Origin of the sequence: Caldanaerobacter subterraneus, assembly GCF_004345675.1 — a bacterium.
In the GTDB taxonomy this organism is placed as follows: domain Bacteria; phylum Bacillota; class Thermoanaerobacteria; order Thermoanaerobacterales; family Thermoanaerobacteraceae; genus Thermoanaerobacter; species Thermoanaerobacter subterraneus.
The window spans coordinates 1-14,530 of sequence record NZ_SLWU01000015.1; the positions used below are offsets into that span (position 1 = coordinate 1).

General features: G+C 38.4%; 17 protein-coding genes. 14 read left to right on the forward strand and 3 right to left on the reverse strand.

Annotated features, from left to right (window positions below):
- Positions 1-260: 260 nt before the first annotated feature.
- From EV203_RS07895 to rlmH, 4 genes are all read left to right on the forward strand, one after another.
- Positions 261-1,514 carry a UDP-N-acetylglucosamine 1-carboxyvinyltransferase gene (locus tag EV203_RS07895; protein WP_011026676.1) on the forward strand — a complete coding sequence of 418 codons (1,254 nt, stop codon included), beginning with the start codon at positions 261-263 and terminating at the stop codon, positions 1,512-1,514.
- A gap of 60 nt (positions 1,515-1,574) precedes the next feature.
- Entirely contained in the window at positions 1,575-2,678 is a 1,104-nt protein-coding gene (locus EV203_RS07900) for a S1C family serine protease (RefSeq protein WP_132039934.1), read from the forward strand.
- 66 nt (positions 2,679-2,744) lie between these two features.
- Positions 2,745-2,912 carry a CxxH/CxxC protein gene (locus EV203_RS07905; RefSeq protein WP_011026674.1) on the forward strand — a complete coding sequence of 56 codons (168 nt, stop codon included), beginning with the start codon at positions 2,745-2,747 and terminating at the stop codon, positions 2,910-2,912.
- A 14-nt stretch (positions 2,913-2,926) separates the two neighbouring features.
- A complete protein-coding gene (gene rlmH / locus EV203_RS07910) occupies positions 2,927-3,373 on the forward strand; it encodes a 23S rRNA (pseudouridine(1915)-N(3))-methyltransferase RlmH (protein WP_132039936.1) in 447 nt (148 codons plus the stop codon).
- Between the two features lies 1 nt (position 3,374).
- On the opposite strand, the gene EV203_RS07915 is transcribed toward rlmH, so the two are convergent.
- Positions 3,375-3,776, reverse strand: a complete 402-nt coding sequence (locus EV203_RS07915; protein WP_132039938.1) for a 23S rRNA (pseudouridine(1915)-N(3))-methyltransferase RlmH — start codon at positions 3,774-3,776, stop codon at positions 3,375-3,377.
- A gap of 107 nt (positions 3,777-3,883) precedes the next feature.
- On the opposite strand from EV203_RS07915, the gene tyrS reads away from it, so the two are divergent.
- From tyrS to EV203_RS07930, 3 genes are read left to right on the forward strand one after another with little or no spacing between them, the layout of a single operon-like run.
- The gene (tyrS, locus tag EV203_RS07920) at positions 3,884-5,104 is read left to right on the forward strand and encodes a tyrosine--tRNA ligase (RefSeq protein ID WP_132039940.1); all 1,221 of its coding nucleotides are present in this window, start codon (positions 3,884-3,886) and stop codon (positions 5,102-5,104) included.
- Positions 5,105-5,111: 7 nt separating this feature from the next.
- The gene (locus EV203_RS07925; protein WP_132039942.1) at positions 5,112-5,927 is read left to right on the forward strand and encodes a 5'-methylthioadenosine/S-adenosylhomocysteine nucleosidase family protein; all 816 of its coding nucleotides are present in this window, start codon (positions 5,112-5,114) and stop codon (positions 5,925-5,927) included.
- Positions 5,899-6,903, forward strand: coding sequence for an SPL family radical SAM protein (locus tag EV203_RS07930; RefSeq protein WP_132039944.1), 1,005 nt, complete (start codon positions 5,899-5,901; stop codon positions 6,901-6,903). Before EV203_RS07925 ends, EV203_RS07930 begins: the two co-directional genes overlap by 29 nt.
- On the opposite strand, the gene EV203_RS14300 is transcribed toward EV203_RS07930, so the two are convergent.
- Positions 6,872-6,997, reverse strand: a complete 126-nt coding sequence (locus EV203_RS14300) for an early set domain-containing protein (RefSeq protein ID WP_353738702.1) — start codon at positions 6,995-6,997, stop codon at positions 6,872-6,874. The two genes, EV203_RS07930 and EV203_RS14300, sit on opposite strands and share 32 nt — an antisense overlap.
- 166 nt (positions 6,998-7,163) lie before the next feature.
- On the opposite strand from EV203_RS14300, the gene EV203_RS07940 reads away from it, so the two are divergent.
- The 7 genes from EV203_RS07940 (at position 7,164) to sufU (ending at position 13,128) form a co-directional block, all read left to right on the forward strand.
- Complete coding sequence (locus EV203_RS07940; RefSeq protein ID WP_022587862.1) at positions 7,164-7,751, forward strand: glutaredoxin domain-containing protein; 588 nt, start codon at positions 7,164-7,166, stop codon at positions 7,749-7,751.
- A 54-nt stretch (positions 7,752-7,805) separates the two neighbouring features.
- A complete protein-coding gene (locus EV203_RS07945) occupies positions 7,806-8,087 on the forward strand; it encodes a co-chaperone GroES (protein WP_011026666.1) in 282 nt (93 codons plus the stop codon).
- A gap of 186 nt (positions 8,088-8,273) precedes the next feature.
- Positions 8,274-9,020 (forward strand): Fe-S cluster assembly ATPase SufC, encoded by a 747-nt coding sequence (gene sufC / locus EV203_RS07950; RefSeq protein ID WP_132039946.1) that lies wholly within the window; start codon positions 8,274-8,276, stop codon positions 9,018-9,020.
- A gap of 19 nt (positions 9,021-9,039) precedes the next feature.
- Entirely contained in the window at positions 9,040-10,443 is a 1,404-nt protein-coding gene (gene sufB, locus EV203_RS07955; protein ID WP_132039948.1) for a Fe-S cluster assembly protein SufB, read from the forward strand.
- A gap of 11 nt (positions 10,444-10,454) precedes the next feature.
- On the forward strand, positions 10,455-11,492 hold the full coding sequence (gene sufD / locus EV203_RS07960; RefSeq protein ID WP_009609697.1) for a Fe-S cluster assembly protein SufD: 1,038 nt from the start codon (positions 10,455-10,457) through the stop codon (positions 11,490-11,492).
- The gene (locus tag EV203_RS07965) at positions 11,492-12,715 is read left to right on the forward strand and encodes a cysteine desulfurase (protein ID WP_009609706.1); all 1,224 of its coding nucleotides are present in this window, start codon (positions 11,492-11,494) and stop codon (positions 12,713-12,715) included. Before sufD ends, EV203_RS07965 begins: the two co-directional genes overlap by 1 nt.
- Positions 12,712-13,128: a Fe-S cluster assembly sulfur transfer protein SufU gene (gene sufU, locus EV203_RS07970; protein ID WP_011026661.1), complete on the forward strand. Its 417-nt coding sequence runs from the start codon at positions 12,712-12,714 to the stop codon at positions 13,126-13,128. Before EV203_RS07965 ends, sufU begins: the two co-directional genes overlap by 4 nt.
- A gap of 72 nt (positions 13,129-13,200) precedes the next feature.
- On the opposite strand, the gene EV203_RS07975 is transcribed toward sufU, so the two are convergent.
- The gene (locus EV203_RS07975; RefSeq protein ID WP_165911592.1) at positions 13,201-14,469 is read right to left on the reverse strand and encodes a stalk domain-containing protein; all 1,269 of its coding nucleotides are present in this window, start codon (positions 14,467-14,469) and stop codon (positions 13,201-13,203) included.
- Positions 14,470-14,530: the final 61 nt, after the last annotated feature.

Here is a 14,530-nt window from a genome sequence, read left to right on the forward strand (position 1 = left end):
AGCATGAGAAAGTAATGTAGTGACAAATTTCACGCCCATTTTTTGTCAATACCTGTATTCCCAAGCCTTTTGGGTTTCAAACTGACAAAGTCAAGTACAGGCAATTTGGAAAGAGGGGAATAATCCCCTTTTTTATTTTGAAGATTTTTCTATGGGCTTTTATCACACAAACACTTGTAAAATATTATGAATTGTATTAAAGTATATAGTGTGGCAGTATCTGATTTTTAGATGATTTTTTGGTTGAAAGGAAGATGTGTATGGAAAAGTTTGTTATAAGAGGAGGGAAGCCTCTTCGTGGCACTGTCCAGATAAGCGGTGCTAAAAATTCTGCTGTTGCGGTTTTACCTGCGGCTCTACTGGCAGATAGTCCAAGTGTCATAGACAATCTGCCTGATATAAAGGACATAGAAACTTTGGCAGAAATAATAAAAAGATTAGGGGGCAAGGTAGAAAAAGGCAAACACGAAATAAAAATAGACCCCACAGGGCTTAATTCTTTCCATCCTCCCAGGGAATTGGCGAGCAGAATGAGGGCCTCATATTATCTCATAGGTGCGCTTTTGAGTAAATTTAACGAAGCGATAATACCGATGCCGGGAGGGTGTAACATAGGAGTAAGGCCAATTGACCAGCACATCAAAGGTTTTGAGGCATTAGGGGCTGAGACTACTATAGAGCACGGTTTTATAAGGATTAAGGCAGAGAAATTAAGAGGAGCTCACATATATTTTGACGTTGTAAGTGTGGGGGCAACAATAAATTTGATGCTGGCAGCTGTCAAAGCAGAAGGGGTTACTATTTTAGAAAACTGTGCGAAAGAGCCTCATGTAGTTGATGTAGCAAACTTTTTAAATGCAATGGGAGCAAATATAAAAGGTGCTGGGACTGACACTATAAAGATTACAGGAGTGGACAAACTAGAGGGCTGCCATTACACAATCATCCCTGACCAGATTGAGGCTGGAACCTATATGGTGGCAGCGGCGGCAACGGGAGGAGACGTATATGTAAAAGGCGTAATTCCGACCCACTTAGAGTCGATAATTGCAAAGCTTGTGGAAATGGGAGTAATTGTGGAAGAGTATGACGATGTCATAAGAGTTAGAAGAGAAGGGCCTTTAAAAAGGGTTGATATAAAGACTTTGCCGTATCCAGGCTTCCCGACGGACATGCAGCAGCCTTTTGCGGTGCTTTTAGCCTTAGCTGATGGGATAAGTGTCATTACAGAAAATATATATGAGAACAGGTTTAGATATTTAGAAGAATTAAAGAAAATGGGAATGAAAGTGAGAGTGGAGGGAAGAAGCGCTATCATAGAAGGAGTGGGCAAACTGACAGGTGCTCCAGTTTACGCGACAGATCTAAGAGGTGGAGCTGCAATGGTGATAGCAGGACTTGCAGCAGAGGGCATTACAGAAGTTTTGGACATTTACCACATTGACAGGGGATACGAAGCAATGGAAGTAAAGCTTCAGGCTTTAGGAGCTGACATAATAAGAATAAGAGAATGAGAGTAAAAATTCGTGTATAATGAACTGCATAACATCTAATCCTATTAATGGGGTGATGTTATGCAGTATAATTTTAATAAGTTAGTTGCTACTGCAATAATTTCGTCTTTTATCACTTCTTTAATTTTTATATACATTGCACCTAATTTTTTATGGGGAAAAATTATTCCTATACCATATCCCCCTGAGTCAAATTTGAAAAAAGAAATAATCATTCCAAAAAGAGAGCCTCCTACTGTAGCAGAAGCGGTGGCAAAAAAAGCGACACCGGCTGTAGTTGGCATAACAACGCTGGAATTTGAGAGAAAGTATTATTTTTTAGAAAGGGCTGTTGAAGGAGTCGGTTCGGGATTTATAGTGCACCCCGACGGTTACATAATAACAAATAATCATGTGGTTAACGAAAATTCCAGAAATATAAAGGTTTATTTGAGCAATGGAAATATATTGCCGGGGAAAGTAATGTGGACTGACCCGGTTTTAGACCTCACTATACTTAAGGTAGATGCGAAGAATCTGCCAGTGATTGAGCTGGGGGACTCTGATAGGCTTTCTGTAGGTCAAACGGCTATCGCTATAGGAAATCCTTTGGGGTTAAGATTTCAGAGAACGGTGACTTTAGGAATAATAAGTGCACTCAACAGAAGCCTTCCCATAACTGAAGACAGTAAGCCCAAAATCATGGAAGACCTCATACAGACAGACGCTTCTATAAATCCGGGTAATAGCGGCGGACCTCTGATGGACTCTCAAGGGTACGCCATTGGGATAAATACTGCTAAAGTCACTACTGCAGAGGGTTTAGGCTTTGCAATTCCTATAAACATTGTAAAGCCTATTCTTAAAAAGGTCATTGAAACAGGGACTTTCAAACCGCCTTACTTAGGAATAGTGGCGTATGACAGAGAGATTGCGAGTTACATAACTGCAGATGTGTATATTTACGAAGGGATATACGTGGCGGATATAGACCCTACAGGGCCCGCCTATAAAGCTGGAATAAGGAAAGGTTATATCATACTGGAGGTAGATGGGAAACCAGTAAATACGATGACAGGTCTAAAGTGCATCATATACGAAAAAAAGCCGGGAGAAAGCATAAAAGTTAAGTATAAGACGTTGACTGGGAAGGAAGGTTATGTTACTATTGTCCTTGGAAAGTAAAAAGCTTCTTGTAATCTTAAGGTCAAAGTTGGCGCTACCATGTTTTTTGGAACAGGAGAGAGTTTGATGTATGTAGTGTGTGAAAAGCATTTGGAGGACGCTATTGAGGAGTTTGTGGAAGTGTACGAGCAGCCTCCTGACATCTACAAACTAGATGAGGTTTCTTTTACCGATTGGCTTGCTCCCCACAAATGTGATTTTTGCGATGAACCTCCTAAATATCTGGTGGTCTAAAGTGGGGCAAGAGGATGAAAATACAAATAATAGCTGTTGGAACTATTAAAGAAAATTATATAAAAGAGGGGATAAAATTTTATCTGGACAAGCTGAAGAAAATATATGATATTGAAATTGTTGAAGTAAAAGAAGAAGAGGACCCTGGTACTCCAGCAAGTAGAGAAAAGGTGCTAAAGACAGAAGGAGAAAGGATTTTATACAAAATTGACAGGGAAAGCTTTGTGATAGCTCTTGCCATAGAAGGGAAAGAAGTTTCAACCGAAGAATTTGCAAGCCTTATAAAGAAGGCTTTTGGTATGGGATACAAAAAAGTAGTCTTTGTAATAGGCGGTTCACTGGGCATATGGGGAAAAGTCAAAGAAAGGGCTGATGTAAACATCTCTTTTTCTAAGATGACTTTTCCTCATCAGCTCACAAGGCTTTTGCTTTTAGAGCAAATTTATTATGCTCTTTTGTAGTTTATTTGTGGTATGGTTCATTCCTCAATATTTTATAAGCGCGGTAGAGCTGTTCTGCGAGGAGCGTAGCAGTTAATCCCTTTGACATTTTCATTTGCGAAATTGTAAGTATTTCATCAAAAATCTCGATTCCTTCTCCTATTAAAAAAGTTATATCTGTTATGGATTTCATTTCTAGGTCCTTTATCTTTAAAGCAAATTTTTCAGAAGAGATGGTTTTCCCTTGAGGTGTAATCAATATTTTATAAGATTTTTCCAAATCTTTTACAGGAAGTTTTTTTGAATTTTTACAGATTGAAAGAGAAATGCTGCAAAACCTCTGCAATCTCTTAAAATATTCCTCTATGGCTTCTTGGAAAAAGGGTTCTATTTTTTTGGCTATGATAAAAAACTTGTAGTTCATTTTTTCACCTGCTTTTTCATTATATCCTTATTATATCAAAAAAACATTTGAAAATATTTTTTCACTTTGATACAATAATACAAAAACCAACTGATGGGGGTATAAACGTGTCGGTGCTAGAGGTTTTAAAAGAAAGAGGATATATCGCTCAAATGACCCATGAAGAAGAGATAGAGAAGCTTTTAGAAAAAGAAAAGATAACTTTTTACATAGGTTTTGACCCCACTGCTGACAGCTTACACGTAGGGCATTTGATTCAGATAATGACAATGGCTCACATGCAGAGAGCCGGCCACAGGCCAATTGTGCTTTTGGGAGGCGGGACTGCCCTTATAGGAGACCCGAGCGGTAGAACTGACATGAGAAAAATGCTCACTAAAGAGGAAATAGATAGAAATGCTGAAGCCTTCAAAAAGCAGATGGAGAGATTCATCGATTTTTCTGAGGGCAAAGCTATAATGGAAAACAATGCTAAATGGCTCCTTGGCTTGAATTACATAGAATTTTTGAGAGATATAGGTGTTCACTTTACTGTAAATCGCATGCTTGAGGCGGAAGCTTTTAAGACTCGCATGGAAAGAGGCCTTACTTTCCTTGAGTTTAATTACATGCTAATGCAGGCTTATGACTTTTTAGAGCTTTACAGGCGCTACGGCTGTGTAATGCAGATGGGAGGAAATGACCAGTGGTCTAATATAATCGCTGGAGTAGAGCTTATACGCAAAAAAGAAGGCAAGCAGGCCTATGGAATGACTTTTGTGCTCCTTACAACAAGCGAAGGAAAGAAGATGGGCAAAACTGAAAAAGGCGCTATATGGCTGGATCCTAAAAAGACTTCTCCTTATGAATTTTATCAGTACTGGAGAAATATAGGAGATAATGATGTGGAAAAGGCTTTGGCCCTTTTGACTTTCCTTCCTATGGACGAAGTGAGAAGGCTTGGGAGACTAAGGGATAAGGAGATAAACGAAGCTAAAAAGGTGCTGGCTTTTGAGGTTACAAAGCTTGTACACGGTGAAGAAGAAGCCCTAAAGGCTCAGAAGGCGGCCGAAGCTCTGTTTGAAGGCGGCGGTGAAATAGAACACGTGCCCAGCATTGAAGTCTCTCAGGACATAATCGGAAGGAAAATAGTTGATGTGCTTTTTGAAGCTAAAGTCATACCTTCAAAGAGCGAGGGAAGAAGGCTTATTCAGCAGGGAGGCCTTTACATCAACGACAAGAGGGTAGAAAACGTGGATGAATGCATAAAAGAAGAGATGATAAAAGAAAATGCCATTCTTGTGAGAAAAGGGAAAAAGGAATATCACAGGTTATTGGTAAAGGAATGAATGCAATATGATTTTCCTTTTTACTGCTCTTTATGCTGAAGCTTACCCTTTTATAAACTATTTTAAACTAAAAAGAGACCTTCAAAACAATTATTTTCAAGTTTTTTCAAATGACGAGGCCCTGCTAACTGTGACAGGAGTTGGCAAGATAAATAGTGCTATAGCAGTAGCCTACACTTTAGGAAGATATGGGATTTACAGGGATAGCTTTGCATTAAATTTTGGAATTGCCGGATCGAAGTTTCCACAAATGAAAGGGCATCTTTATTTAATCAACAAAGTGATAGACAGTGAAACTAAAAAGGTTTTTGTACCTGATGTTTTAGTTGACCATTCCTTTGAGGAAAGCGACCTTGAGACTTTTAACCATCCTGTAAAGGATGCTTATAGAATGGAAGCAAATTTGTGTGATATGGAAGGAAGCGGTTTTTACCAAGCCGCTTCAAAGTTTTTTGATGCCCATCAGATTTACCTTTTGAAGCTGGTGTCTGATTCCTTGGATTTTGAAGGGATTTCTCGAGACTTTGTGATTCAGCTTGTTGAAGAGAAATTAAAAGAAATAGATGAATTCATCAAAATGATAAAAGAAAGTTTTAAAACCGAGGAAGTTTTTTCAGAAGAAGAAAAGAATATTATTAAGACTTTGTCAGACAAGTTGAAGTTGACAGCAAGTCAGAGGCAGATTTTATACAAAGCTTGCCTTCACTATAAAGTGCGGGAAAATAAAGGCGTTGATTTTTTAAAAGGTTTTTTTGGGATGGAGGTTACAAACAAAAAAGAGAGGGAGAAGGCCTTTGAAGAAGTTCTCTCACATTTACGTTGAAGAGGATGTAAAAAACCATCCTTTGACGATAAAAATATTGAGTAAGTTTCCTAAGAGCAAAATTGTATATATTAACAGATACAGTGAAGTTTTTAACAGGCCCAATCAAAATTATTTGGTTCAGAAAAAGGGGCAGAACCTGATAATTGCTAAGAAAAGGCATGATTTTCTGTATAAAGGGTCAGAACTTTGTGAAGATTTTGGAAATATACATTTTTTCCATACATCGAATATATACAATTGCGTCTATGAGTGTGAATACTGCTATCTGCAAGGGTTGTACCCTTCTGCTCACTTGGTGATATTTGTAAATATGGAAGATTATTTCAGAGAAATAGACAAGCTCATAGAAAGAAAAAAGATATATTTGAGCATTTCCTATGAGACGGATTTGCTGGCATTAGAATATTTAACGGGTTTTACCAGAGAGTGGATTGAATACGCTTCTTCTAGGGACCTCCTTTTGGAGATTAAGACGAAGAGCGCTAACTTTCCTGCTTTGGAAGATTTGGAGATTCCACCAAATGTCATTTTTGCTTGGACTTTGTTGCCGCAACCTGTAATTGATAGATATGAGAAATTTACTCCTTCTCTTGAGATGAGATTAAAAAGCATCAAAAAAGCCATTTCAAGAGGGCTTAGAATCAGAATATCTATTGAGCCTGTAATGTACTTGGAAAACTTTGAAGAAGTGTACAGCCAATTTGTTAAAGAAGTTTTCTCCTGCATTCCTGAAAAGAGCGTAAGAGATGTGAATATTGGCGCTTTTAGGCTGCCAAAAGAACAGGCAAAAAGGATAGAAAAGTTAAACGAGGCCTCCCTTATATTTTGCTATGACACTGTTGTGAAAGATGAGGTTTTTACGTACAGGAACGCTTCAGATTATGAGAATTTTGTTGCAGAAGAAGTAAAGAAATATGTCCCTTCAGAGAAAGTGTATGTATTCAATAAAAAAGAAAAAAGCTCCCTTTTTTGAGGTTTTCCTTTACATCAATAAACCAAGTGCCTCCTTCGCTTTTTTCCATCTTTATTTCCTGCTTTTTATTATCTTTTAAGAGGCACAAATACACTTTCTCTGCGGAGGGGGCCCAGAGACGGAATTTTGAAGAAGAAAAGGTTCTTGTATGGGCAATTGGGGAAGATTGTTAAAAAATATCTTGATTTCTGCCCTTCTTTTACTTATAATATAAATCGGACCCAATACTTATGGGGGGTAGGAGTAAGAGAGGTGATTCGATGCTGGAATATGTAAAAAGTTTGGAGCATTTCGAGGAAATAAGAAGTAAAGAAGATGACATTTTTATGCTTATGTTTTACTCAAATTCTTCTCAGAAAAGTTTGGAAGCTTTAGAAGTGATGAAGAAGTTTAGTGAGGACAATCCCAAAGTACCAGTGTACGTTGTCAATGCTTCAGAAGTAAAGGACATTCACCCGCAGTTTGGTATAAAAGTGGTGCCTTCTGTGATTTTGTTTAAAGAAAAAGAGCCGTGGCAGTTTGTGTTTGGACTTCAGAGCAAGGAATATTACGAAAAATTATTGGTAGTATCTCCAACAAAGTCATCAGATGGGAAAGAGCGAAAGCCCCTTAGAGTGACGGTTTATGTAAGTCCTTCTTGCCCGTGGTGCAATGCCACAAAGGCTTACTTGAGGCAGCACAATATACCTTTCAGAGAAATAGACGTGACCAAAAATCCGGCTGCAGCCGCTGAACTGGTAAGGCGAACAGGTCAGAGAGGTGTGCCCCAGACGGATATCAACGGTACCATAGTGGTAGGTTTTGACAAAGCAAAATTAAATCAATTGTTGGGAATTACAGAGCAATAAATTTTGGTATAATAAATATGGCGTTTCAAAAAATATATAGAAAGGGGAAGGTGTATGACAAAGATACAGCCGGTAAACGGGCATGCTCTCATCAAACTTGAAAAAGAGCCGGAGAAAAAAGTGGGCGGAGTTATAATACCCAAGTCTGCAGAAGAAAAATTGAATCAAGGGGTAATTGAAGCTATTGCAGCCGGCGCAACTGAAGAGCTGGCAGTGGGAGACAGAGTGATTTACAAGGAATTTTCTGGGACAAAGATAAAGCATGAGGGAGAGGAATATCTCATAATTCCTGTGGACGATATATTGGCAAAGTTTGTAGAGGTGGATGAGATATAAGAAGTCGGGGAAATTCGTTCCCGGCTTCTTATATTTTTACGTACAGTTTTTGACATATGTTTATTAAAAGAAAATAATTATCAACTTTATCCCTTCTTTTATTGATTTAAGAATTTTTGTGGTGTATAATAATATTGTTCAAGTATTCCTATAAAAATAGTCGGAATTAAAAAGGAGTTGTAAGAGATGAGAGAGGCTTTGCTTGAAATAAAGGATTTACATGTAGAAGTAGAGGATAAGCACATTTTAAAAGGGCTTAATTTGACCATAAAAAAGGGAGAGATACATGCAATCATGGGGCCTAATGGCAGTGGCAAGAGCACATTGTGCCATGCCATAATGGGCAACCCTAAATATAGAATCACTGGCGGAGAAATTTTGTTTGAAGGAGAAAATATTACAAATTTAAAAGTAAATGAAAGGGCAAAGAAAGGTATATTTTTATCTTTTCAGTCGCCAGAAGAGATTCCCGGTATTACGGTTGATAACTTTATAAGGACTTCTTCAACTATTGTCACAGGACAGAACATGACAATGCTTCAGTTTGCGAAGGAAATGCAAAAAATGCTGGAACTTTTGGATATGAGTGCTGAATACAGGACGAGATATCTCAATGTAGGATTTTCTGGCGGGGAAAAGAAAAAGACAGAAGTGCTTCAGATGGCTTTTTTAAAGCCAAAGCTTGTGATGCTGGATGAAATAGATTCAGGGCTTGATATAGATGCGCTGAAAGTTGTTGCTGAAACTATAAAAAAATTAAAAACCGAGGATATGGCGATTCTGGTAGTCACTCACTATAACAGAATATTAAATTATTTAGAACCTGATGTTATATCTGTCTTGATGGATGGAAAGATTGTCAAAGAGGGAGATAAAGAGCTTGCTAGAGTATTAGAAGAAAAGGGCTATGACTTTGTGAGAAATGGCGCATAGCCCTTGAGGAGGTATAAACATGAGAAAGGAAGAGATTAGGGAGATAGATTTTAGCATATACAATATAAAGGACGAGGTTGAATACGAGTTTCAGACAGGTAAAGGGCTTTCCAAAGAAGTAGTGCTGGAGATATCTGAACAAAAGGGCGAACCTTCATGGATGAGAGAATTTAGGCTTAAAGCCTTAGAAATATATGAAAAAATGCCAATGCCTACATGGGGTGTAGATTTGAGTCAATTGGATATAAATTCTATTGTAGCTTATATAAGGCCAAGTGCAAGGAAAAAGACCTCATGGGAGGAAGTACCGGAAGAGATAAGGCGAACTTTTGAAAGATTGGGTATTCCTGAGGCAGAAAAAAAAGCTCTGGCTGGAGTAGGGGCCCAATACGATTCTGAAGTGATATACCACAACATGAAGGAAAGCCTTGCAAGACAGGGCGTAATCTTTGAAGATATGGACACAGCCTTAAAAAAATACCCTGACATCATAAGGGAATATTTTATGACAAAAAATGTACTTCCGACAGACCACAAATTTGCCGCTCTTCATGCGGCAGTGTGGAGCGGCGGAACATTTGTGTATGTGCCTGAAGGTGTAAAAGTGGAAGTTCCTTTGCAGGCGTATTTCAGGATGAATGCACCTGGTAGCGGCCAGTTTGAACACACCCTAATAATTGCCGACAGAGGAAGCGAAGTTCACTTCATAGAAGGTTGTTCAGCACCTCTTTACTCTGTCTCTAATTTGCATGCCGGATGTGTAGAGCTTTTTATAAAAGAAGGTGCTAGGATTATATACTCCACCATAGAAAACTGGAGTAAAAACACTTATAATTTAAACACAAAAAGAGCAATAGTAGAAAAAGACGGAATGGTAGAGTGGATTTCCGGTTCTTTTGGCAGTAAAAAGACAATGTTATATCCTGCTTCTGTCCTTGTGGGGAAAGGAGCAAAAGCGGAGTATACCAGTATCACTTTTGCAGCAAAAGGCCAGCATTTGGATACAGGGGCAAAAATGATACATTTAGCTCCTTATACTTCCTCAAAAATTTTGGCCAAGAGCATTTCAAAGGATGGAGGAATATCAACCTATAGGGGACTTTTAAAGGTAGGACCTGAGGCAGAAGGGGTAAAAGCTGCTGTCACCTGTGAAGGATTGATGCTGGACGACATTTCTAAATCTGATACTATACCGGTCATTGATATAGAAAATGACAATGTAGACATCGGCCACGAGGCAAAAGTTGGGAGAATAAGCGAAGAGCAGATATACTATCTCATGTCAAGGGGCCTTAATGAGGAAGACGCAAGGGCTATGATTGTGAGAGGTTTTGTAGAGCCCATCGCTAAAGCTCTGCCTTTAGAGTACGCAGTGGAAATGAACAGGTTGATAAAACTTGAGCTGGAAGGTGCAATTGGATAGGAGTGAAGCAAATGTTAAAAAGAATACCATGGGAGGAAATACAAAAACCAGCATACAAAGAGTACAATGCTGTTGAGATAAAAGATGTAGAACAGGAAGGAATATCTGTAGAGAGAATAGATGCGAATATTTTAAAAAATTTTACGACGGATAAAGCTTATGGGATAGATCCAAAGCTTACAGAAGAGGTGGAAAAGCATTATAATGCTGGATTTTACATTAAAATTTCCTCTGGCAAAGAAATTAAAAAGCCAGTGGTCTTTGATTACATTGCAAATTTACAAAATGACCTTTTGCTTGATTACAATGTAATTGAAGTTGAGCCATACTCTAAAGTTACGGTTGTCTTTGATTACAATTCAGGGGAGAAAGGTTTTAAAAATGGCATAACCAGGTTGATTGCAAAAGAGGGTTCAACTGTAAATATTGTAAAGATACAGAGATTGGGAGATGACTTTAGCGATTTTGATAACTGCTTGGTAGAGGTTGGGGAAAAAGCTACAGTCAACTGGTCAAATGTGGTCATAGGAGCTCATATTAGCGCTTTTGACGTATCAGTTTACCTCAGTGAAGAAGGCGGAAGTTTCACGGCAAAGTCTGTTTTTTTGGGTGTGGACAGTCAGAAGTACGACATGTCTTATAAAGTGTATCACTATGCTCCTAAGACTACTAGCAGTGTGGATTTAAAAGGTGCTTTAAAGGGGAGTGCAAAAGCTACTTTTATAGGAAATATTGATATTAAAAAAGGCGCTAAGAAAGCAAAAGCTGAAGAAAATGAGACAGTGCTCTTGCTTGACAAAACTGTCAGGTCAATTGCTATTCCTGCTCTTTACTGTGCAGAAGAGGATGTACAGGCAAATCACTCTGCCAGTGCAGGTCAGCTGGATGAAAACAAGCTCTATTATGTGATGAGCAGAGGTTTTAGCCTTGAAGAAGCAAGACTTTTGATGGTACAGGCAGTGTTAAATCCTGTCATAGATTTGATTCCGTATGACCCCATAAGAGAGATAATATTAAGGGGTCATATAGGGAGGAGGATTATAAAATAATGATGGATGTGAAGAAAATAAGAGAAGATTTTCCGATATTTAATGTAAAGCCTCATGGAAAGAGGCTTGTATACCTTGATAATGCTGCTACCACCCAGAAGCCTGAGTCGGTTATAAAAGCCATGGAAGAATATTATGAGAAACTAAATGCAAATGTGTACAGAAGCCCTCATTATTTAAGCGTTCTATCTACAGAGGCTTATGAAAAGGCGAGAGACAAAGTGAAAAAGTTTGTAAATGCAAAGAGTGAGGAGTCCATTATTTTTACAAGAAATACTACAGAATCAATAAATTTTATCGCCTACACATGGGGAATGAAGCACATAAAAGAGGGGGACGAGATAGTTCTGACAATAGCGGAACATCACAGCAACATTCTTCCATGGCAGATGGTAGCAGAAGCAAAAGGAGCAAAATTAAAATATGTGTATCTTGATGAAAATTTCAGACTTTCAATGAAAGATTTTGAAGAAAAAATGTCTGATAGAGTAAAATTGGTGGCTGTACAGCACATGTCAAATGTCTTAGGGATAATAAATCCTGTGGAAGAAATTACACAAATTGCTCATAAGTATGGGGCAAAAGTGCTGGTGGATGGGGCTCAGAGCGTACCTCATATGAAAGTGGACCTTAAGAAAATAAATTGCGACTTTTTTGCTTTTTCTGGCCACAAGATGTTGGGCCCTATGGGAATTGGAGTTTTGTATATAAAAGAAGACTTATTAGATGAAGTGCCTCCTTTTTTGAGGGGAGGAGAAATGATAGACGAAGTTTATGAAGAATATTCCACCTTTGCACCTCCTCCTTTAAAATTTGAAGCAGGGACTCCCAATGTAGAGGGAGCTTATGTGCTAATTTCTGCGATAGATTATCTTGAAAGGATTGGACTTGAGAATATATATGAACATGAAGCTAAACTTTTGGAGTATGGACTTGAAAAAATTAATACCCTCGAATATGTAAAAACTTATGGGCCTATGGATTCAAAAGACAGAGGAGGGATAATTTCTTTCAATGTGGAAGGAGTTCACCCACACGATGTTGCGACAATACTGGATGAAGAAGGAATTGCAGTAAGAAGCGGTCACCACTGCTGTCAGCCTCTGATGAGATATTTAGGGGTTCCTGCTACCGTGAGAGCCAGCTTTTACCTTTACAATGACTTTGATGACATAGATGCCCTTGTGGAAGCACTTAAAAAAGTCAGGAAGTGGTTTAAATGAGCGATTTAAATCAACTTTATTCAGAGATAATAATGGAACATTATGAAAATTCTCCTCACAGAAGAGAGTTGAAGGAAGCAACCCTCAAGGAAAGGGGACACAATCCCCTTTGTGGAGATGATATTACAATATACCTTAAAATAAATGGGGATGTAATAGAAGATGCCTCTTTTACAGGTCACGGCTGTGCCATAAGTCAGGCTTCTACTTCCATGATGATTGACCTCATAAAAGGGAAGGATAAAAAGGAGGCTTTAAGGCTTGTACAGAAATTTATAGACATGATACACAAAAAAGACGTGGATTTAGAAGAATTGGGAGATGCTCAAGTACTGCAGGGTGTTTCAGACTTTCCTGCCCGTGTAAAATGCGCTTTACTGGCATGGAAAACTCTTCAAGACACACTTAAGTAAACATTCAGACAGAGGGGACGGTTCCTTTTGTCCGGATTTTCAGACACAGGGAACCGTCCCTTTTGTCTGGTTTTATGTTTTTGCTGGAATAATCGAAGTTTTCAGTACTTCCCACATCTCGTCATTTATCAAACCCAGTCTCCAGAGCGCTATTCCATTTAAGCCGTATCTTTTCGCAAGACCTACCTTTATTGCAAAACTTTCAGGAGTTTCGCTGGGTATAGAAATTCCTAAAATCACTTTTTCTTTTGGTACTTCCTTTAAAGTTTCTTCAATTGCCTGTATCACTAGTTTTTCAGGTTCGGGTTTTTGACCGTAATCATAAGCCATCACAATGATTTTATCAGCTACCTGCCCCAGCAGTTTATAGTCATACCCTTTGTAAGCGCTATTTGGAGCATGAAGAGTTAAAGTAATTGTCTTAGATGAGCCTATTTTTTCACGGAGTAGTTCCACAAACTCTGTAAATTTTTCTTTTATTTTAGCTATATCTTCTTCTTTTTCGGTAAGTCCCAGACCTTCAAAGTCTAGATTTATTCCATCGTATAGCTTTGCCTCTTCAGAAATGGCAGAAATAGCTTTCCTTACGGCTTCATCTGAAAAAAGTAAATTAGAAAGAGTGCCGTCCCCATCTGTTACATGTAGTACCATTTCTGATTTTAATTTGTACTTTGATAAAGCTTCTAAAACTTTTTCCCACCCCTCTGGCCTTTGCCATCCTGTAGAACTTTTTGTCAAGAGATTGCCCGAACTGTCTAAGCTGTACCATCCAAGAGCTATGGAGGTAAAATACTGCGTATTGCCAGTATCGTATTCGGGATATTTCTTCCCAAATAAATTTGTCCAGCTGCTGGTTTTTTCATCGCCTAAGGCGTAAAAGCCTATTACTGACATTTCTCTAGCTGGAGAATTTATTTTTACTGTATAAGTTTCCTGTTCCCACTTAACGTCAAAACCGAAAGCTTCACTGAAAAAGCGAAGAGGTATGAGAACTCTATTGTTCACAATTTTAGGTGCTACAAGGAGTTTAAAAGGAGTGTTGTTTTTATAGGCAATTTTATTCCCTACCTGAAGTTTGACGATGGAGTTTTTATAGGTAGCTGTTACTGTCTGTGAAGCCTCATTCCAGTCTACGTTTACATTTAAAGCTTCAGCAATAGCGCGGAAAGGAACTAATGTGGTTCCTTCTTCTAATACAGGCTTTGTGTCAAATTCTATTGGGTATCCATCTAGGATTACAGTTATTTCTTTTTCCTGACCATACCCTTCAATAGGGGGTGTAAGTAGAACAAAGAGGATAAAAGAAAAGAAAAATATGAAAAACCTTTTTACATTTTCCATCATTTTCCCTCCCTTAATACTGATTATACGACAAAAAGGATTTAGAGACAAATAAAAAATT